16 protein-coding genes are annotated in these 19,507 nt (G+C 58.6%); 12 read left to right on the top strand and 4 right to left on the bottom strand.

The features are described from left to right. Positions 1-58 precede the first annotated feature (58 nt). The 3 genes from recR to ACWNRM_RS01795 are packed head-to-tail and all read left to right on the top strand — an operon-like array spanning position 59 to position 3,330. Positions 59-655 (top strand): recombination mediator RecR, encoded by a 597-nt coding sequence (recR, locus tag ACWNRM_RS01805; RefSeq protein ID WP_485169313.1) that lies wholly within the window; start codon positions 59-61, stop codon positions 653-655. Beyond that, a complete protein-coding gene (locus ACWNRM_RS01800; RefSeq protein ID WP_485169218.1) occupies positions 652-1,410 on the top strand; it encodes an SDR family oxidoreductase in 759 nt (252 codons plus the stop codon). Before recR ends, ACWNRM_RS01800 begins: the two co-directional genes overlap by 4 nt. A 30-nt stretch (positions 1,411-1,440) precedes the next feature. After that, positions 1,441-3,330, top strand: a complete 1,890-nt coding sequence (locus ACWNRM_RS01795; protein WP_485169217.1) for a glycosyltransferase family 2 protein — start codon at positions 1,441-1,443, stop codon at positions 3,328-3,330. Between the two features lie 51 nt (positions 3,331-3,381). On the opposite strand, the gene ACWNRM_RS01790 is transcribed toward ACWNRM_RS01795, so the two are convergent. Further along, positions 3,382-3,912: a hypothetical protein gene (locus tag ACWNRM_RS01790; RefSeq protein WP_485169216.1), complete on the bottom strand. Its 531-nt coding sequence runs from the start codon at positions 3,910-3,912 to the stop codon at positions 3,382-3,384. A gap of 44 nt (positions 3,913-3,956) precedes the next feature. Continuing rightward, positions 3,957-4,283: an FYDLN acid domain-containing protein gene (locus ACWNRM_RS01785; protein WP_485169215.1), complete on the bottom strand. Its 327-nt coding sequence runs from the start codon at positions 4,281-4,283 to the stop codon at positions 3,957-3,959. A gap of 181 nt (positions 4,284-4,464) precedes the next feature. Here ACWNRM_RS01785 and aroA point away from each other — a divergent pair, with 181 nt between their 5' ends. From aroA to ACWNRM_RS01740, 9 genes are all read left to right on the top strand, one after another. Beyond that, positions 4,465-5,808, top strand: a complete 1,344-nt coding sequence (gene aroA, locus ACWNRM_RS01780; RefSeq protein WP_485169214.1) for a 3-phosphoshikimate 1-carboxyvinyltransferase — start codon at positions 4,465-4,467, stop codon at positions 5,806-5,808. Continuing rightward, on the top strand, positions 5,808-6,440 hold the full coding sequence (gene cmk / locus ACWNRM_RS01775; RefSeq protein WP_485169213.1) for a (d)CMP kinase: 633 nt from the start codon (positions 5,808-5,810) through the stop codon (positions 6,438-6,440). Before aroA ends, cmk begins: the two co-directional genes overlap by 1 nt. Positions 6,441-6,938: 498 nt before the next feature. Beyond that, positions 6,939-8,633 (top strand): 30S ribosomal protein S1, encoded by a 1,695-nt coding sequence (gene rpsA / locus ACWNRM_RS01770; RefSeq protein WP_485169212.1) that lies wholly within the window; start codon positions 6,939-6,941, stop codon positions 8,631-8,633. 197 nt (positions 8,634-8,830) lie between these two features. Continuing rightward, positions 8,831-12,187, top strand: coding sequence for a glycosyltransferase family protein (locus tag ACWNRM_RS01765; RefSeq protein ID WP_485169211.1), 3,357 nt, complete (start codon positions 8,831-8,833; stop codon positions 12,185-12,187). Between the two features lie 20 nt (positions 12,188-12,207). Further along, positions 12,208-15,174: a glycosyltransferase gene (locus ACWNRM_RS01760; protein WP_485169210.1), complete on the top strand. Its 2,967-nt coding sequence runs from the start codon at positions 12,208-12,210 to the stop codon at positions 15,172-15,174. 38 nt (positions 15,175-15,212) lie between these two features. Next, the gene (locus ACWNRM_RS01755; protein WP_485169209.1) at positions 15,213-16,241 is read left to right on the top strand and encodes a CgeB family protein; all 1,029 of its coding nucleotides are present in this window, start codon (positions 15,213-15,215) and stop codon (positions 16,239-16,241) included. Positions 16,242-16,551: 310 nt separating this feature from the next. After that, a complete protein-coding gene (locus tag ACWNRM_RS01750) occupies positions 16,552-16,746 on the top strand; it encodes a hypothetical protein (protein WP_485169208.1) in 195 nt (64 codons plus the stop codon). A gap of 18 nt (positions 16,747-16,764) precedes the next feature. Then, positions 16,765-16,926, top strand: a complete 162-nt coding sequence (locus ACWNRM_RS01745; RefSeq protein ID WP_485169207.1) for a hypothetical protein — start codon at positions 16,765-16,767, stop codon at positions 16,924-16,926. 111 nt (positions 16,927-17,037) lie between these two features. Further along, the gene (locus ACWNRM_RS01740) at positions 17,038-17,349 is read left to right on the top strand and encodes a hypothetical protein (protein WP_485172135.1); all 312 of its coding nucleotides are present in this window, start codon (positions 17,038-17,040) and stop codon (positions 17,347-17,349) included. A 13-nt stretch (positions 17,350-17,362) separates the two neighbouring features. Here the strand turns inward: ACWNRM_RS01740 and ACWNRM_RS01735 are convergent, their stop codons facing one another. Both ACWNRM_RS01735 and greA read right to left on the bottom strand, forming a co-directional pair. Further along, positions 17,363-18,574, bottom strand: coding sequence for a threonine ammonia-lyase (locus tag ACWNRM_RS01735; protein WP_485169205.1), 1,212 nt, complete (start codon positions 18,572-18,574; stop codon positions 17,363-17,365). Between the two features lie 72 nt (positions 18,575-18,646). Beyond that, positions 18,647-19,120 carry a transcription elongation factor GreA gene (gene greA / locus ACWNRM_RS01730; RefSeq protein WP_031240013.1) on the bottom strand — a complete coding sequence of 158 codons (474 nt, stop codon included), beginning with the start codon at positions 19,118-19,120 and terminating at the stop codon, positions 18,647-18,649. Between the last annotated feature and the right edge of the window lie 387 nt (positions 19,121-19,507).

Below are 19,507 nucleotides of genomic sequence, written 5' to 3'. Positions count from 1 at the left end.
ACCCCCGAAGGCCTGAAACCGTCATACCGGTTGGACCAAGCAGGAGCGCACAGCCATGATGGGTGGTGGCGATGTCGAGAGGCTGATCCAGCTTCTATCCCGTCTGCCCGGACTGGGGCCGCGATCGGCGCGCAGAGCCGCCCTCGTGCTCCTGCGTTCCCCGCAAACGAGGCTACTGCCTCTGGCACAGGCCATGGAAGCCGCAGCCCATTCCGTGCGCAGCTGTTCCATCTGCGGCACGCTCGACAGCAGCGATCCCTGCAGCATCTGTGCCGATCCGGCGCGGGACAAGGGCCTGATCTGCGTGGTCGAGACGGTAGGCGATCTCTGGGCGCTTGAACGCTCACGACTGCATCCCGGGACCTATCAGGTGCTTGGCGGCGTGCTCTCGGCATTGTCCGGCATCGGACCTGAGGATCTCAATACGGCATCGCTGCTGGCGCGGGTGGAATCGGGGCAGGTGCGTGAGGTTATCCTTGCGCTGGGGGCTACGGTCGAAGGGGCGAGCACGGCACACTGGCTGCAGGAGAAGCTCGCCGCCTTCGACGTGACCGTTACGCGCGTCGGTCATGGCGTACCGATCGGTGGCGCGCTCGATGTGCTTGATGACGGCACGCTGGCTGCGGCACTCTCCGCCAGGCGTCCTGCGCAATGAAAACGACCTCTGCGATATCTTTCCCCTCGGGTATGCCCCGGGCGGCACTGATCACAGGCGGCGTGAGGCGCATTGGTCGGGCGCTGGTCGAGGCGCTGGCGATGGAAGGATTCTCGGTTGCCATCCACTGCCGCTCTCATGCGGATGAGGCGCGAGCCCTGCTGGCCACGCTCGACGTGACAGGGTGTGTTCTGGAGGCCGATCTCACGGATGAGGCGCAGACGGCCCAGCTGATCGGCGATGCCACGAAGGCGCTGGGCCCCTTGGGCGTGCTCATTAATAACGCCTCAGCTTTCGAGCGGGACGAGTGGCCCGATGTCACGCGCAGTTCGTGGGACCGGCATATGGAAACCAATCTGCGCGCGCCCTTCGTGCTGATGCAGGAATTTGCGCGTCTGTTGCCTGAGACGGCGCAGGGGATGGTGCTCAACCTGCTGGATCAGCGTGTCTGGAACCTGACGCCACATTTCATCAGCTACACCCTCTCCAAGGCAGGGCTCTGGACCCTCACCCAGACCATGGCGCTTGCTCTGGCGCCACGCATACGGGTCAATGCCATCGGGCCGGGGCCGGTGCTTCCAGCAGCCGGGCAGTCACAGGATCATTTCGACAGGATGTGTCAGAATACGCCTCTCGGTATTGGCGCCGAGCCGCAGGAAATTGTCACGGCCGCGATAGCTTTATTGCGAATGTCTTCAGTGACAGGTCAGATGATTGCGCTTGACGGTGGCCAACATTTACAATGGCGTTCCTAGCATTTGCATAAAAGAGGCGAATATCTCCCCATGACATCCTTGACCTGCCGCATGGCTGATGGAGAGCGCTTCGGTTTCAAGGTATCCAGGGTCAGAACCCATCATGATACCTACATTGGTCTCGATCTTGCGGATCATGGCCTGTCGCATGCGCACGCCTCTGCTGTGAGGGCGGAAACCCTCCTTCTTACCTGGTCCTTCATGCCGGAATTTGCGCTGCTGGTTGTCAGTGATGGCGGTTGGCCCGAGGCGTTCCCGGAGGGAGAAAAGAGCCCGTGGTGCCCCGGCTTCATGGCGCTTTCGGTCATTGACATGCAGGCAGGGCGACATGCGCTCAAGCCCTTCGGCAAATCAACGTTTCTCACGGCCGAGATCAATACGGGGGTCGTCTTCACCAACCGCCCTGCAATATCGGATTGGGAGCTTTTTGAATTCGAGACGGTCAGGACACCCATATCTGTGCTGCTGGGCGATTTTGCCGAGCAGTTCGGCATCATGCTGCATGCCCGGCATGATGCGGTCGCTGTTTTGCATGCGCTGCTTTCCGCTCCGGTACCTTTTCTGCCTGCGCTTCTCGATGTTCTGCTGACAATCCTGAGGCCGGATGTCCTGTCGGCCTTCGTGGCGTTGTTTGTGACTGATCTGGCACGCGCGATCGATCCCGCAACGCGCGATGTTCTGCGCCTGCTTTCTGCCTTGCCGGGAGGCTCCTGGATGACCAGCGCCCTGCAGGATCTGCACGAATGGAAAAACGGAAGAATAAGGGCCTGTCTCAGCGCAGATGCACGCTATGATTTTCTGGGTCTTCATGATCAGCGCGGGCCGGGAAGTGCCTATCATCTGGGTGCCCGTTTGCTGGGCGCAGCGCGTCGTGCGGTCCTTCCGCAGCACAAGCTGGCGATCCTGGCGACCGCGCGCGACGAGGGGCTTTATCTCCTGGAATGGATCGCCCATCATCGTCGCATCGGCGTCGAGCAGTTCTTCATTTACACGAATGATCTGACTGATGGCTCGGACGCGATGCTACGGCGATTGGCAGAGGCGGGCGAGATCGTCTGGATCGACAATACCGGGGCGTCTCCTGCGCGCATCAACATGCAGGACAAGGCTTATTATCATGCTCTGACCATCGTGCCCGAATTACTGGATTATCGCTGGTGTTTGGTAGTCGATCTTGATGAGATGGTGCTGCCGGGAGCGCATGTCGATTACAGCCTTCTTCCCCTGCTGGAAGCGCGCGAGCATGAGGGGGCAGAGGCTGTTGCCATTTCCTGGCGGGTATTCAACTCCAATGGTCATCTGACCTGGGCGCCCGGTCTGTCATCTGAGCGTTTCGTCGAGACCGAGCGTCACCCGCTTATCAAGACTGTGTTTCGCACCAGCCATTTCTACGGGTCCTCAGCTCATCATCCCGACGCGATGGACAGGAGCATCATCCCGTTTCTCACGATCGATGGCGAATGTCATCGCGGAGGCGATCTGCGGGAGCATGATATCAATTTCACTGCCCGCCCCACGGTCAATGCGATGATCTGCCATTATCATGTTCGCTCGCTGGAGGAATATGTGTGGAAATTCGCCCGTGGTGAAAATGACGGTAATGGCGTGCTCAGGACCAAGCATTTTCGCTATAACAACCCAGGTGTGTTCAACCTTTTTACCACGCGTTTCGAGGCCGGTGGTCCGAAGCCCGCCTTGCCTCTTGCCGAGGACATCCGTCGCGGTATGCGTCGTCTTTCCCGTTTGCCCGGTGTGACTGAAGCCCGCGAGGAGATCGAACGACGCTTTGCGGAGCAATCGATCGACTATGTAGAGCAGAGCGCGACCATCATGCGGGAGGATGATCGTATCGATTCCGAAACGCGGGAGAAATGGTGCGCCCTGGTTGCGGAATGGCGCAGGCTGCGCGGTCTCTCCTGACGGAGGGCAGTACCCAGGCCCCGATGACTGAGCCCTGTTACCGGGCCTCCATCAGGGCTGGGGTTGATGCGATGCTGACGTGAGCCCTGCAAACCCGGAGGCGAGGTAATTTTCGACCACCAGAGAGAAGGGCAGACCGTCAGTCCCGCGCGTGAGCATGGCGGTGTTGCGCAGCAGGACATCCGACGGAAGGTCGTCGCGCTCGCTTTCCAGCGCCACCCGGTGAAAACGCAACGCGGCCACCACATGGCCAAAAGGCAGGGTGGTGGTGTCAAGCAGCGTGTTCATGGCGGGTTCAAGGCGCTCAGGCACATACCAGTTCCAGGCATCAGAAAGCACATGGGTTCCGCAACGCAGGCTGACATGGCGCAGCCGGATATGTTCGTGCGTACCCAGCGAAAAATGGCTTCTGAAGGGCGCGGGTGGCGGCAGATTACCTGTGGGCAGCGGAATGGCCGTGATGGCCATGCCAGGCGCCAGATGCGCGCAATAGGCTTGCAGCACTTTTGTCGCGCTAGACTCAGCCTGAAGGGCGCGGCCCAGTTGATCGGCCGTCTCGGCATGAGAGAAGGAAGGAGCCATGCACAAAAGAAAAAAGCCGGTTAGACCGGCTTTTCCCAGGGAGATCAATTTTCGTTGTCGTCGTTGTCGGTGGTGACCTCGATCTCGGAGCCGAGATCATCATCATCATCATCGAGGTCGGATGTGTCTTCCATCACATCGTCGTCGCCATCCTCGTCGGCGTCGAGATCGACATCAATGTCATCCTCATCGCTCTTGGGGTCATTCTTGGTCTGATCCGCGGGGATGTCGCCACCGCGTTTGGGCAGGGGCAGATCGCTGGGCTGTTCTGCGCCGCATTTCGGGCAAATCGCGGGAGCGCGATTCAGGTCGTAGAAACGTGTGCCGCAGGAGACGCAGACGCGCTTCAGACCGAGTTCTGGTTTTGCCATGATGACTACCTGTCGATCCTGAACCGGTTGAAAAGGGAAACGGCTTGTGCCGCGAAGCACGGGGCCATGCCAGCTTGTGCCCGCAATGTCAAATGGCAGCGGGAATTTAGATATCAAAACCCGTCCGAAATCCGCTCTCGGCGATTGACAGGAAGGGGCTTGCATCGGAATGAACGCTATCATGGAACATCATCCCTCCGCCCCCGTCATTCCTCTTTCCGTAGCGCGCAACCCCGGCCCGCTGCGGGGTTCGATTCGTGTGCCTGGCGACAAGTCGATCAGTCATCGCGCCCTGATGCTGGCCTCTCTTGCCAGCGGGCGCACTGTTGTGACCGGCCTGCTGGAAGGGGAGGATGTGCTGCGCACAGCCGATGCCATGCGCGCCCTTGGTGCGACGATCACCCGTGAGACGGATCGCTGGGTCATCGAGGGCAAGGGCGTTGGTGTACTGAACGAGCCGGGCGACGTTCTGAATATGGGCAATTCCGGCACGGCGGCCCGCCTCTTGTCAGGTATCCTGTCCAGCCACGCCATTACCAGCTTCATGACAGGCGATGCCAGTTTGCGCAGTCGCCCGATGCGTCGTGTCACGCAGCCGCTCTCGGCCAACGGGGCCTGTTTTGCCACCAGGCATGGCGAGAAGCTCCCGATGGCCATCATTGGCACGGGTGAGGCCGCACCCATCGCCTATTGCCTGCCGGTCGCTTCGGCACAGGTGAAGTCAGCCATTCTGCTTGCCGGGCTCAATGCGAAGGGCAGGACGAAGGTGGAAGAGCCCGTGGCGACGCGCGATCACACCGAGAACATGCTGCGCCATTTCGGCGTTGAAGTAGAGGTGGGGCTGACGCCCACAGGTGGTCGTATCATCAGTCTCCAGGGACCTGTACGTCTTGCTGCCCGCGATGTTGTCGTGCCGGCCGATCCGTCATCGGCGGCCTTCCCCATCGTGGCAGCCTGCCTCGTGCCGGGTTCGGAAGTCAGGCTGCCCGGGATCGGGCTGAATCCGCTCCGCACAGGGCTGTTCATCACGTTGCGCGAAATGGGTGCGTCACTCGAAATCGAGAATGAGCGCATTGAGGGTGGCGAGCCTGTCGGTGACCTCGTGGTCCGCGCCACTGCCCTGCGTGGCGTAGATGTGCCGGCCAATCGTGCCCCGTCCATGATTGATGAATATCCTGTACTGGCTGTTGCCTGTGCGTTTGCGTCTGGCACATCGCGTCTGCGTGGGCTGGAGGAACTGCGCGTGAAGGAGAGCGACCGCCTTTCTGCCACGGTGGCACTGCTCAAGGCCAACGGCGCGACTGTCCGTGTTGAGGGTGATGACATGATCATCGAGGGACGCGGCGGCGCCGAAGGGCTTGGTGGCGGTCTGGTGGAGACACGCATGGATCATCGCCTGGCCATGAGTGCCATCGTGTTCGGCCTGGCTGCGGAGAGGCCCGTGATGGTGGATGACACGGGCTTCATCAATACGAGTTTCCCTGGCTTCGTGTCACTCATGACGGCTCTCGGGGCTGCGCTCTGATGCGCCTTATCATTGCTGTTGATGGCCCGGCCGCGGCGGGTAAGGGGACGTTGGCCAAATCGCTTGCTGCGGCGCTGGGGCTGCCTCATCTGGATACGGGGCTGCTTTACCGCGCCGTTGCCCGTCAGATGATCCTCAAGGGCCTCGATCCGGCTGCCGATAGCGGCGAGCAGACGGCGCAGGCGCTTCAGCCCGAGGATCTGCTTCGCGGTGATCTGCGTGTGCCGGAAATTGATCGCGGCGCCAGTTCAGTAGCCACACAGCCCCCTGTGCGTTCGGCTCTTCTCCGACGCCAGCGCGAGTTTGCGACAACAAGCGGTGCCGTGATTGACGGGCGCGATATTGGTACGGTGGTTTTTCCCGACGCCGATCTCAAGTTTTTTGTCACTGCCAGCGCCGGGGTCCGTGCCCTGCGTCGCTACCAGCAGCTTCATGGGACAGGGGCCAGTGACGAAAACGCGCTTTCTGTCCTGACGGCGGAGATCAGCGCACGCGACCAAAAGGATGCGGAGCGTCCGGTTTCCCCGCTTCGTCAGGCCGATGATGCCGTCCTGATTGAAACCGATGACATGGATGCCGGGGCTGTTCTGGCCCATGCCCTGTCGATCGTCAGGTCTCGTTTTCCATCCTGAACTCAGAACCTGCGATCAGGCTGGGGCGGGGAGGGTAGCTTTATCCATCGATCCTGCCCCCGGCATAAGAGTGAAAGATAGAGGCGCCTCAAACGCTCTCTGCATACGGGTCTCTTTCCTGCACTGTCATCGGACTCATGTGGTCACCGGGGCGTCTTGCAGCGCGAAGCCCCCCCTTGCGCGCACGAATGTTCGACTTCATGCGGACAGCATGACTGAACGGCATGACCGGCGACCGTTGCGATTTGCCTCGGAGTCGATGCCTGGGAGCCGATTTCGGCCCGGAAATTCAGGTTTTTGTTGACAAGTGCCCCGTTGCGGGTGTCTGACCACGGGCAGCGTAACGCCACCTGCGCTGTCCGTTCCCCCGCATCTTGCGGGTGATCTTTCCCCGAAGGCTCATGGGTGGCCCAGGATCATCGAGCAAGCCGTCCGGCCAAGATGTCGGGCGCAGACATTGGCCCGATCGTCACGATCGGCCCAGGATTACGAAAACACATGGCTTCAGCCACCAATACCGTCGAAGACTTCGCAGCTCTTCTTGACGAGACCCTCGGCCAGGACACGGGCTTTGACGGCTCCGTCGTTACCGGTCGCGTCATCCGCCTGACGGACGAATTCGCGATCGTTGATGTCGGCCTCAAGAGCGAAGGTCGCGTCTCGCTCAAGGAATTCGGACCGCCGGGCGCTGCGCCTGACGTTCGTCCGGGCGACGTGATCGAGCTTTATGTCGAGCGCTATGAAGATCGTGACGGCTCCATCGTGTTGTCGCGCGAGAAGGCCCGTCGTGAAGAGGCATGGACCTCGCTTGAGCGTGCTTTTGCGAACAACCAGCGCGTCAACGGCACGATCTATGGTCGCGTCAAGGGCGGCTTCACGGTTGACCTCGGTGGCGCCATGGCGTTCCTTCCGGGCAGCCAGGTCGATATCCGCCCCGTGCGCGATGTTGCTCCGCTCATGGGCCAGCCCCAGCCTTTCCAGATCCTCAAGATGGATCGCGCTCGTGGCAACATCGTTGTCTCGCGTCGTGCCGTTCTTGAAGAGACCCGTGCAGAGCAGCGCTCCGAGCTGATCCAGGGCCTGAAGGAAGGCATGATCCTTGATGGCGTCGTCAAGAACATCACCGATTACGGTGCGTTCGTTGACCTCGGCGGCGTCGATGGCCTCCTGCATGTCACCGACATTGCCTGGAAGCGCATCAACCACCCGTCCGAAGCCCTGCAGATCGGCATGCCGGTTCGCGTTCAGGTCATCCGCTTCAACTCCGACACGCAGCGTATCTCGCTGGGCATGAAGCAGCTTGAGGCTGATCCGTGGGAGAACGTGGCGATCAAGTATCCGCCGGGTGCCCGCTACTCCGGTCGCGTCACGAACATCACTGACTACGGTGCATTCGTTGAGCTCGAGCCCGGCGTTGAGGGTCTGGTACACGTTTCCGAGATGTCCTGGACGAAGAAGAACGTCCATCCGGGCAAGCTTGTCGCGACCTCGCAGGAAGTCGACGTCATGGTTCTCGACGTGGACAGCGCCAAGCGTCGTATCTCGCTCGGCCTGAAGCAGGTTCAGCGCAACCCCTGGGAGCAGTTCGCCGAAGAGCACAAGGTCGGTTCGACCATCGAAGGCGAAATCCGCAACATCACCGAATTCGGTCTGTTCGTGGGTCTCTCTGCCGATATCGACGGCATGGTGCACATGTCCGACCTGTCCTGGGACGAAGCCGGCGAAGCAGCCATGGCGAAGTTCGAGAAGGGTCAGGTCGTTCAGGCCAAGGTGCTCGATGTGGATCCTGAGAAGGAGCGCATCTCGCTCGGTATCAAGCAGCTCCAGGAAGACCCGGCAGCCGATACCCTGTCGCGCGTCCATAAGGGCGACATCGTGACCTGCCTCGTGACGTCGGTTCAGACCAACGGCATCGAAGTGAAGGTGGACGACGTTCTGACCGGCTTCATCCGTCGCGCCGAACTGGCTCGTGACAAGGCCGAGCAGCGCCCCGAGCGTTTCGCGGTTGGCGAGAAGGTCGATGCGAAGGTTGTGTCCGTCGATCGCGCTTCGCGCAAGCTGGCCCTGACGATCCGCGGCCGTGAGGTCGAGGAAGACAAGGCAGCCATCAACGAGTACGGTTCGTCCGACAGCGGTGCATCGCTCGGTGATATCCTCGGTGCGGCGATCCGTCGTCGTAATACCGAAGTGTAATCTGCTGTTAAGACGCAGAAACACTATGAAAGGGCTGCTTCGGCAGCCCTTTTATTTTTTCATGTTGAATTGACACTCAACTTAATGATTGAGTCGTCGACGAAGACTTTTTCCCGACTGACGATTAGGCTAAAGGCTGTTCAGTGAACGGGCATGGATTGCCTCGTTTGTTGACGAGATGCGCAGGTGGGGTCTTCATGGCTGTTATTTATAATACAAACTACACCCATAACCCGAACTCATACCTGACCCTGGCGGTCGAGCGTGCTGCGCGGGTTCTGTTTGGTCATGACCAGATACTCCTGGCGGATAACATGACACTTGCTGCCGCTGCGGCATCTGGTGAGCATGATACGCTTATCTGTATCGATGGGCAGCGCATCAATACCCAGCTCATGCGTCGCATCCGCCCTGCCTTCAAGACGATGATTCTCTGGACGTTTGAAGATCCCTTCATGCAGGATTTCAATGTAGAGAACTCGCATCTTTTCGATTATGTCTTTACCAATGACCCGTCATGCGCCGAGCACTACCGCGGCAAGGGCTTCTATCTGCCGCTGGGCGCGAGCCGCACGATCCATCAGCGTGAGGTCAGGGATGCTGACGCGCTGGATTACGACATTTTCTTTGCCGGCACGATGTGGCCGAATCGCGTCGAGACGCTACGACGTATCATTGCAGCGTTTCCGCAGGCCCGTCTCAAACTTATCTGTCCAGGTAACGAATATCTGCCGCCACTTCCGGCAGATCTTGCCGAGCTGGCGATTCAGCGCCCTGTAAGCCATGAGGCATTCATCGACTTTGCCAATGCCAGCGCTGTCACGCTTACCATGTTCCGTGACTACGCCAGTCATGGTGATATCAGCCAGGCGACGGCACCCGGACCTCGTTTTTACGAGCTGGCCCTGGCCGGTGCCGCTCAGGTGGTTGAAGCGCCCGAGAGCATGGACACGAAGTATTTCGCCGAAGTCGAGGGCACCTTCCTGGCCCGCGATGTCGATGGGGTCGTGAGTGCTGTTGCGGCACTGCTGAATGATCGTGACCTTCGGCGCAATGTCGCGCTCGCCGGGCAACGATCCGTGCAGGAAGCGCATCTTTACGAGCATCGTCTGCGTTATATGGCGGAGGTCACCAAGGCCAATTTCCGGCGTATGGTCCCTGGGGTCGAACTCGCCCCCCGTCGTCGTCGCCTGCGTGTGCTTATGTGCACACATTCCACCATTCACGAGGCTGCTTGGGGTGGTGTCGAAGTCTATCAGCAGACACTGTGCACCATGCTCGGTCGCGAGATCGAATTTTTCTACTGGTTGCGTCGTGGTACGCATTGCCGCCTGACAACGGCGAACGGTCAGGAAGTCGAACGCTACGACGTGCCGGAAGTGGGCTGGATGGACGCCATGTGCGACGGCCCGGAAGAAATGGCGTTTTCCAATGCCATCAGCCAGTATAATTTCGACATCGTCCATTTCCAGCATCTGGGCCATCATGCCCTGTCCCTGCCGATCATTGCAAAGGCCTGCGGAGCCGGCGTGGTGTTTTCGGCCCATGATTTCTGGCTGATCTCATCGCGCTACAATCTGTTGAACCAGGATCTTCGTTATGTCGAGGATGAGGTCAAATCGGTTGTTGCCAGCGATATTATCCTTAAAGTTGCCGAGAACATTGAATATGGCGGCGAACAGACACGTCGGGCATTCATTGGAAAGATGCTCCACTCGGTGGATCTCATTCTGTTCGGTACCGAGCATTCGCGTAATCTGACGCACGAAATCTATCCGATTCTGGACCGCAAAAGCAGTCTGATCCTCGGGATACCATCGCCAGAGAACACGATCCCCATCGTGCCAAAGGGGTACGAGCCGCTAGGTGAGCGGCCGCTCAAGGTGGCCATTGTCGGCAATTTCCTGCGTACAAAGGGTGCCGACACCATTCTCAATCTGATCGAGATCGCGCATCCGGATCATTTTGAGTTTCATATCTTCGGCTATATCCACCCTGAATACGATGCGGTCATAAACGGCAAGCCGCGCCCGAATGTGAAGGTGTATGGTCGCTACTCGGCGGGCGATATTGCTGCTCTCCAAGTGGCAGATGTCGCGCTCAACCTGTCGATCTGGCCCGAGACCTATTGCATATCCCTCTCCGAGGCCTGGCAGAACGGGCTTATTCCCATCGTGACCGATGTCGGTGCGTTGGGCGACCGCGTAAAGGATGGTGTCAACGGGTTCAAGGTGCCGATAGGCCGCGCCAATATGGTGCTTGAGCGTCTCGAGCTGCTTCGCTCGTCCGAGGGTGTCAGACGCGAAATCATGGGCAATATATCGCCCGCATTGTGGACCCAGGCCGAGACCTACGCCAACGACATGCGTGACGTGTACCGTGAGGCTGCGCCTGTGCGTGAACTGGGTACCGCCGAGATGCAGATCGATGCCGGTCAGGTCCATCTCCTGCCGCACGCGTCCTGGCGTCATCAGGCCCCGCCGCGTCATATCTTTGATCCACCGACCATTCGTGACCTGTCCGTCGAATTGCCCGAGACTGTGACAGACTGGTATTCGATCCAGGGTGCCGAATATTACATCGACGATGTATGCCATTTCGTGTTGGCCGATAATGAGCCGGAGGACTTTGCGGGGTCGCACGAGTTCCATATCCGTGGCTGGCACGTCCTGCCGGGGATCAGTTCAGCTGGGTCAATGTATGCTGTTCTGATCGGCGATGACGACACCCCGATGATCTTCCTGCCCTGCATTCGCGAAGCGCGAGGCGATGTGCTGTCGATCTACCCCAACGCCCCTCGTCGCTCCGGCTTTGCCGGCCAGGCCGCGCTGCGTGGCAAGTGGTGTGAGGGGCGTTTCCGTGTGGCGCTGGTCAATATCGTCAATGGTTCGGGCGCATTCATGGTCACCTCGGTGGAAATCGCCGTCAAGGATGGCAAGATCGAAGAGATCCAGATCGAGCGCCCGTCGAACGGGCAGATCATGGCTGATTTCGCCCGTGTGTCGCATGCCGACGGACTTCTGCGCGGCATCAAGCTGAGCCGCCTCCACCGTGAGGCGCCCCCCCATCGCAGCGCAAACGATTTCCAGCACTATATTGATTCACTGAGTGGATTGATTGGTGACCCGGCTCCGCTGCTGACCGATGATGGCAATCTCTTCATCCGCGGCTGGGGCTTCCTTCGTCAGATCGAGCGCGCTGGGACCATGTCGGTGGCGCTTGTAGGCGAGAGCAGTAATGACGTGTTCTTTTTCGCGCTCAATCGCTTTGTCCGTCACGACGTGAAGACGATCTTTGTCGATGCGCCGCTTTGCGTCGGTTTCGAGGGGTGGCTTTCCATTGCTTCGGGCCATGCGGCAGAAATGGCGGGTCGCTATCGCCTGTGTCTGGTCAACACGATCGGAGAGCAGGTGGGTATCAAAGCGCTCGATGTGATCGTGACTGTCACCGATGGCATCATTGCGTCTGTCGAGCACAGAGAAGTCAATGAGGCTGTTGTTGCCCGGACCAATGAGTGCATCGAGGCACGCTATACGTCCGAGCCGGCCATCTGACATTCGGGAAAGGCCTTCTCATGCAGCAAGCGCGCGTCCCGAAATGGCGTCTGGTCGATGAAGACTGGTATCTCGGTCTTCATCCTGAAGCAGCCGACGAAATCGCTGCCAACGGTTTGCGCGATGCTGCTGAGCACTATGACACGATCGGGAAATCCTACGGGTTTTCCCCCAATCGTTATTTTGACGAGAGCTGGTACCGTCAGGCCTATCCAGAGATCTACGCCGGGATATGTCGCGGCGAACTGAAATCGGGTTTTGACCATTATTGCATGAAGGGCTTCGCGACCCATGCGCCGCACTGGCTTTTCTGCGAAACCCATTATCGTATCAGTAACAGCCACCTGATCTCTGAAGCCTTGTCCTGTGGGCTTTATGTCAACGGGTACGATCATTTTCTGGAAACAGGTGAAGCCGAGGGACTGTCAGGTCATTGGTTCCTGGACCCTGAAGCCATCGCTCGACTCTCGGTCGAAGTGTTGTCCGGGCGGAGCGAAGACAGGGGGCTCTTCAAGGCTCTGGCTTTCGATATGCCGTCGATCGCCGACCATCATCGTGTCTCGTGGTATTTCGATCCAATCTGGTACCGTGAGCGCTATCCGGAAGTTGATCGCGAGATCAATGCGGGACGGTATTTGTCTGCGCTTCATCATTATCTAACCAACCAGACGCCGCGTCAGTTCAACCCGCAGGCTTTCTTTGACGAGCAATATTACCTGCGCATTCATGCCGATGTGTCGCCGAGCATCGAGAACGGGACGTTTCGCAACGGTTACGAGCATTTCGTCAAGTTTGGCGCGAAAGAGGGCCGTCACCCGGCGGAGGGTGTCAATCTCAAGACCTTTGGAGAGAAGCCTGATATACGTGCTTCGCTCAAAGCTGGTTTGTTTGACAGCGTCTATGCGTGCTGGGTGGCCCATCGCCTGAAATATGGCGAAGAGAGCGATGTCGCCCCGCCCACCGAGGCGCAGACACGCCGTCTTTTTGAAGAAACAGCGGCATTGCAGCAGCGTATCCTTGCCCGTCATGCGCCGGACTTCAGGCATGAGGGTGAGCCGCAACTCTCAGTCATCATGGTCCTGCATGATAAATATGCCTTGACCATGCAGGCTCTCGCCTCATTGCGGGCGAACTACGCAGGCGCGCTTCAGGTCATTCTGGTCGATTCCGCATCGAGTGACGAGACCGTTTGTATCGAGCATGTCGTGCGCGGCGTGAAGGTGCTGCGTTATCGTTACAACATCGGCTATCTCGACGGGTGCAACGCCGCCTTGGCCGAAGTACGCGCGCCCGCGGTGCTCTACCTCAACAACGACCTGCGTCTCTACCCCCATGCCATCCGCAATGCGCTGTCGCGTCTGATCTCCTCAGAAGACATTGCCGCCGTCGGTGCCAAACTGATCCGCAGTAATATGTGGTTGCAGGAGGCGGGGTCGATCATATGGCGTGATGGGGCAACGTATGGATATCGACGTCAGGACAATCCAACGATCCCAGAGGCGAATTTCGTCCGTGACGTGGATTACTGCTCTGCTGCGTTCCTCATGGTACGCAGTTCGGTCGCGCGTGCGCTGGACGGTTACGATACGATTTACCGGCCAGCCTATTTCGAGGATACCGATTTCTGCCTGCGTATCGTCCGCTCTGGCAAGCGTATCGTGTATGATCCCGGGGTGATGGTCGAGCATCTCGAATTTGGCAGTTCGGGCAACACGGGCTCGCAGGCACAGATCAAGATCAATCATCGTGTATTCGGCAGGCAGCATCAGGACTATCTGAGGCAGCAGCTTCCGGCTCATGTGCGCAATGCCGTGCTTGCGCGTTCCCATCGGGGCGGTCGGCGCCGTATCCTGTTCATTGAGGATCGTATTCCCCTGCGGTCGCTTGGCTCAGGGTATGTGCGCTCCAACGATCTTGTCTGGGCCATGAGCCGGCTCGGTTTTCACGTCACTGTATTCCCGGTCCTGCCGCGCCCTGCCGCGTTTCTCGAACTGGCGACCGACTTCCCTGACGATGTTGAACTCATGGCTCAGAGTGACCTGAGTGAGCTGAATGCGTTTATAGAGGAGCGCGCCGGATATTATGACCTGATCTGGATCGGGCGCACACATAATCTCACACGCCTCCTGCCGGTACTGACCGAGCAGAGTCGTCACCTGCCGGTGGATAGTGTCGTCCTTGATACTGAAGTCATTGCTGCCCCACGGGTGATCGAAAAAGCACGTTTTCATCCGCCTAAGGAGAAGCTTCCCTCGCTGAATGAAATGGTCTCACGCGAGCTTGAGGCTGCTCATTATTGCCAGCAGATTGTCGTTGTTTCGGCGCACGATGCGGCTCTTGCCCGCGAGGCCGGATACGAAAATGTTTCGATATTGGGTCACGCGCTGGCTGCGCAGCCAGACCCTCGTGACTTCGAGGCGCGCCGTGATATCCTTTTCGTGGGGGCCCTTCATGACGAAGATGCACCCAATTTCGACAGTCTGTTCTGGCTGATCAATGACGTGCTCCCCGAGATTGACGAGCATCTCCCTGAGGATGTTCGGATTACCGTTGCCGGGTATGTCAACCCGGCCCTTGATATCTCGGCGTTGCGCGCTGCAAGGCGCATCAACTGGGTCGGCCCGGTTAATGACCTGCGCGCACTTTACGCAACGCACCGTCTTTTCGTCGCGCCCACGCGCTATGCTGGAGGGCTGCCGTACAAGGTGCACGAGGCCGCCTCGCATGGTCTGCCGGTGGTGGCAACGCACCTCCTCGCCAGGCAGATGGACTGGGTTGATGGGGTCGAACTGGCCAGCGCATCGGGCGAGGATCCGATCGCCTTCGCATTTGCCCTATCGGAACTCTACGAGAATCCTGAGAAATGGCGAATGATCAGGGCCGGTGCCCTGCGAGCGATTGACCGTGACTGCAGCCCGGCGCGTTTCAGTCAGGCACTTGGGTCGATCATTGAAGCGAGTGTGGCGCCCACGGGCAGCCACGTCTGATAATTGGCGAGGGGCAATGCCCAAAGCCGGAACGAGGAATGGACGCAAAGACCATGTCAGCAGAGACAGAAAACGCAGGACCGAAGACTGCTGGCAGAACCCAGCGTGTGCTCGTTTGCAGTGGCGGGCGCTACGAGTCCCAGGCCAATGCACAGATCCGCGAATCCATCATGGATGGCTGGGCTGAATGTTTTGGTGAGGAGAATGTGATCGCTGTTCATATCAGCGGCGCTGCAGCCTCTATCGAGCGTATCCAACCCACAATCGTATTTGCGATTGGTTCATATCTTCCAGAAAGTACCTATTTCGGCGAAGTCTGCCGTGAAGCAAAGAAGATCGGGGCCACAACCGTTTTCTGGGCAACGGAAGATCCCTACGAGCAGGATGCGAATTATCGCATCACGGACGATTTTGACGTCATCTTCTCGTGTGATCGCTGGGGTCATAACTTCTATCAGCGAGAGCATGTCTATCATTTGCCTTTGGCTGCAAGCCGCAAGCTGCATTACGCGCCCATTGAAGCAGATGTGGAAAAATCGATCGACGTCCTTTTTTGCGGGGTAGCCTTTACCAGCCGCAAGGATATCGTGCGTAACCTGATGCCCACCTTGCGCAACCTGAATATCAAGATCATCGGTCCGGGCTGGGGGGAATTTGGTATTGGATTCTCTGACGCTCGTATCGAGAAAGCACAACTCATAGAGTTGTATCGCCGCTCCAAGCTTGTGCTCAACCTTGGACGTTCGCTCCATTTTGAAAACAAGCGTTTCATGATCGCACCATCCACGCCGGGACCTCGTACCTTTGAAGCGGCGGCGGCTGGCGCTTTTCAGGTTTTCCACGAGGATACTTATGAATTGCGTCGGTATTTCACAGCAGATGAAATTCCGACATTCTCGAACAAGATCGATTTTGATCAATTGGTGGCACGCTATATTGACAATACACCGCTCTGCATAGAAATGGCCCGCCGCGCTCAGGCCCGCACGATGGAGGAACATACTTATGGCCATCGTATCCGTGCGGCCATTGCGGTTCTACAGCGTGAGGGCTTTCTGCCGGAGTGAATGATGGCGCCGCGCTTTCGCCCATTTTCCGGCAGCCGTGCGGTGTCGCTCCTCTCCATGACCTCGTCAAAGCGGAAAAACAAATCGCTTTGATGGGGCATGAAATCGTATAGAGATTGACAATTTATTGCGTATTTCTGCTTCAGAAAAACAATATATAAGATTAGTTACAAACATATACGACATAAATGTTGGATCGGTTTATGGGCATTACCGTGCTGGCGCGGTTTTTCGCAATGCCGCTCCTCATTGGGTGACGCATTTCTCCAATCAGACATCGGGCTTTAGGTCAGGAAAACCATGACAGTTCATGGCCCTGCCCCATGACTCCCGGGAAAATCGTCTGATGCTGGCATTGGGCGCCCCCCAGTTTGCCATACTGCCCCGCTGGTATCAGAGCGTCTGTGGCGATATCCATGGTGTGCAGGACCAGTTCTCGACGATGCTGTTCAAACATCTCAGAATGATCGGGAGCGGGCTCGGCCTTTCCCTGTCTCGTGACTGAGCAGGAAAGCAGCCTTTCATGTTTTTCAAAGATCGCTCGAACGAACTGGCCGCGGGGATAGGTAAACCCAATCCCGATCTTTTCATCAGCCTTGATCCTGATCTGGAATACAAGGAACGCAAGATCGAAGCGACATCGGATGAAATGAGGCAATTTCTCAGCCCGCATGCGGTGCGCTGATTGTCCTCTTCGTCGACCCATAGCAAGAAAGACCGGCCGCCTATTCTTATGCCGCCAGGCTTTGTTGTGCAGTATGCTGCTCCAGACGAGGACCGCCTGTTGCAGGGGGCAATGACACGACGGGATCTGACGGGCGTTCTGATTATCGTCGATATTAGCCGGCTCAGGAACGAATCCTGGGAAAATCTGGGTGATCTGTTGTCAGGCATTGCGTTTGTCGCGCCTCATCAGCGAGAGGGCTATGACAGGCAGACACTGCTTCGATTTATTCGAGGCAATACAGTGCAGGGCCCGACCAGAGGCATCTCTGCTCATGATAAAGCGGTCATGGCAACGCTTTACGCCCTGCCAAATGACTATGATTTGTCTGACGGCCTGAGCTGGATGGCCAGCCACTTTCCGACTGAAGCCCGCTCGCAGTGAGCGGGCAATCCGTTCAGCCGCGAGTCAGATGATAATGGCTGCGCAGATCCGCCTCGATCTGGTCAGCGTGAGCCCCATCGCGCGCTTCGATCATGATCTCCAGCTCCGCCGTCTGCACAGAAGGGGCAGCGAAGAGGCGCTGATGCGAGACTTCAATGATGTTGCCGCCAGCATTGCCGATGCGCGTGGAGATGTCAGCCAGTACACCGGGGCGATCAGGGATCTGCAGGGTGAGCGACAGCAGGCGGCCGTCACGGCGCAGGGCGCGAAGCAGCGTGTTGGCGAAAATGCGTGTGCCGATATTGCCACCCGTAATCGGCAAGGCCACCCGCTTGCCCCTGAAGAGCTCGGGATAGGCCATCACTGCCGCCAGAGCCGCCGCACCAGCGCCCTCGGAGACCTGCTTGGCCTGTTCGGCCAGATGAGCAATGGCTGATTCCACCTGAAGCTCGGTGACGACCAGCACACGGTCGAGAAGCGGGCTAACCGTCTCGAGGCAGGTATTGCCGATCTGCATGACCGCAATACCCTCGGCAATGGTGGAGCCACCACGTGCCTGCACGGCCGCTTCGGGGAAGGCGGAGAGCGAGGCATGACTCTCGACCTGCACGCCGATGATCTTTGTGTTGGGGCTCAGCGCTGCCGAGGCGATGGCTGAACCACTGATCAACCCGCCACCGCCAATCGGCAGGACCAGATAATCGAGCTCAGGGCTGTCCTCGATCAACTCGATGGCAAAGGTGCCCTGACCCGCCATGACGGCCACATCATTGAACGGATGAACCAGAACGAGGCCGTTCTCCTTGCGGATTGCCTCAGCCACCATTGAGGCTTCGGCGAAATCCTCGCCCTCGGTCACGACATGAGCGCCCCAGCCACGTGTGCGCTCGACCTTGGCCGAGGGCGTATGGCGCGGCATGACGATGGTGGCATCAATGCCAAGCAGGCTGGCATGACGGGCTACGCCCTGTGAATGATTGCCTGCCGAGACCGCAATCACGCCGCGTTTCTTTTCCTCGTCGCTCAGCAGCGCCAGCTTGTTGGCGGCACCGCGTTCCTTGAAGGAGGCGACAGCCTGCAAATTCTCGAGCTTCAGCCAGATATCGGCACCCGTCATCTTGCACAGGGCCGCGCAGCGAATGCTGGGCGTGCGCACAATATGGGGGGCAATCCGCTCATGAGCGGCAAGGATATCGGCGAAGGTGAGGGTGAGGCTTTCGGACACGGTCTTCTTTTCTTGCTTTGGGGCTGGCCGTCCGAAACCGCCAGACGCCAGCCCGTGCTGATACTGATCCGCTTATTTGAAAGTGACGGCCAGAATCTCGTAGCTCTTGTCGCCACCTGGGGTCGGTACGGTCACGCTGTCACCTACCGACTTGCCGATGAGCGCCTTGGCGAGCGGCGAGGATACAGAAAGGCGGCCCAGCTTGATATCAGCCTCATGGACGCCCACGATCTGATAGCTGCTCTCCTTGTCCGTTTCCTCATCGACCAGTTCGATATGAGCACCGAATTTCACGGTGTCCCCCGAGAGCTGCGAGGGATCGATGACTTCAGCCGTCGAAATCAGTTCCTCAAGTTCCAGAACGCGCCCCTCAATGAAGGACTGACGATCGCGTGCTGCATGATATTCGGCATTTTCTGACAGATCGCCGTGAGCGCGTGCCTCGGCAATGGCGCGGATGACGGCCGGACGATCTTCGCTTTTCAGCCGACGCAGTTCATCTTCTAGACGGGTCAAACCTTCACCGGTCATCGGAATCTTCTGCACAGCGCATTCCCCAAAACGAGTTCGGCCCTCGCGCAGCGCCCAAGGACAGCAGTGTCCCGAGGCCCTGCACGGGGCATGGATGGGCATGAGACAATCCCCGCCCGCAATTTGATCAGACAAATTAGGTCTTCCGGGGGGTAAATTCAAGGCGAGCCTCGAAATGAGGGCCTGTTTTGTACAGAGTTGATCATCTCGGGAAGGAAGCAGGGCTTTGCCCCGAAACGCGCCAAAAGGCGGTCGCCCTCTGAAAACCCGCGACACAAGGATGTCGCATCCCGCCTCGAAGGCATCAAAGCGGGGATGAGAGGGGCAAGCCCCTTTCCGGAGCGCGAGGCAGCGCCTCGTTATCCCCCCACCCGGCCTAAAACAGCCGGGCAGGGGAAAGGG

It is taken from the genome of Asaia sp. A2, from assembly GCF_057319415.1.
Note: the sequence above shows the minus strand (reverse complement) of the source record. Positions and strands in the feature narration are given on the sequence as shown.

Bases quoted from the DNA above. Each gene is read 5' to 3' on its own strand.
- recR (WP_485169313.1), top strand. From the start codon at position 59: ATGGGTGGTGGCGATGTCGAGAGGCTGATCCAGCTTCTATCCCGTCTG.
- ACWNRM_RS01800 (WP_485169218.1), top strand. From the start codon at position 652: ATGAAAACGACCTCTGCGATATCTTTCCCCTCGGGTATGCCCCGGGCG.
- ACWNRM_RS01795 (WP_485169217.1), top strand. From the start codon at position 1,441: ATGACATCCTTGACCTGCCGCATGGCTGATGGAGAGCGCTTCGGTTTC.
- ACWNRM_RS01790 (WP_485169216.1), bottom strand. From the start codon at position 3,912: ATGGCTCCTTCCTTCTCTCATGCCGAGACGGCCGATCAACTGGGCCGC.
- ACWNRM_RS01785 (WP_485169215.1), bottom strand. From the start codon at position 4,283: ATGGCAAAACCAGAACTCGGTCTGAAGCGCGTCTGCGTCTCCTGCGGC.
- aroA (WP_485169214.1), top strand. From the start codon at position 4,465: ATGGAACATCATCCCTCCGCCCCCGTCATTCCTCTTTCCGTAGCGCGC.
- cmk (WP_485169213.1), top strand. From the start codon at position 5,808: ATGCGCCTTATCATTGCTGTTGATGGCCCGGCCGCGGCGGGTAAGGGG.
- rpsA (WP_485169212.1), top strand. From the start codon at position 6,939: ATGGCTTCAGCCACCAATACCGTCGAAGACTTCGCAGCTCTTCTTGAC.
- ACWNRM_RS01765 (WP_485169211.1), top strand. From the start codon at position 8,831: ATGGCTGTTATTTATAATACAAACTACACCCATAACCCGAACTCATAC.
- ACWNRM_RS01760 (WP_485169210.1), top strand. From the start codon at position 12,208: ATGCAGCAAGCGCGCGTCCCGAAATGGCGTCTGGTCGATGAAGACTGG.
- ACWNRM_RS01755 (WP_485169209.1), top strand. From the start codon at position 15,213: ATGGACGCAAAGACCATGTCAGCAGAGACAGAAAACGCAGGACCGAAG.
- ACWNRM_RS01750 (WP_485169208.1), top strand. From the start codon at position 16,552: ATGGCCCTGCCCCATGACTCCCGGGAAAATCGTCTGATGCTGGCATTG.
- ACWNRM_RS01745 (WP_485169207.1), top strand. From the start codon at position 16,765: ATGTTTTTCAAAGATCGCTCGAACGAACTGGCCGCGGGGATAGGTAAA.
- ACWNRM_RS01740 (WP_485172135.1), top strand. From the start codon at position 17,038: ATGACACGACGGGATCTGACGGGCGTTCTGATTATCGTCGATATTAGC.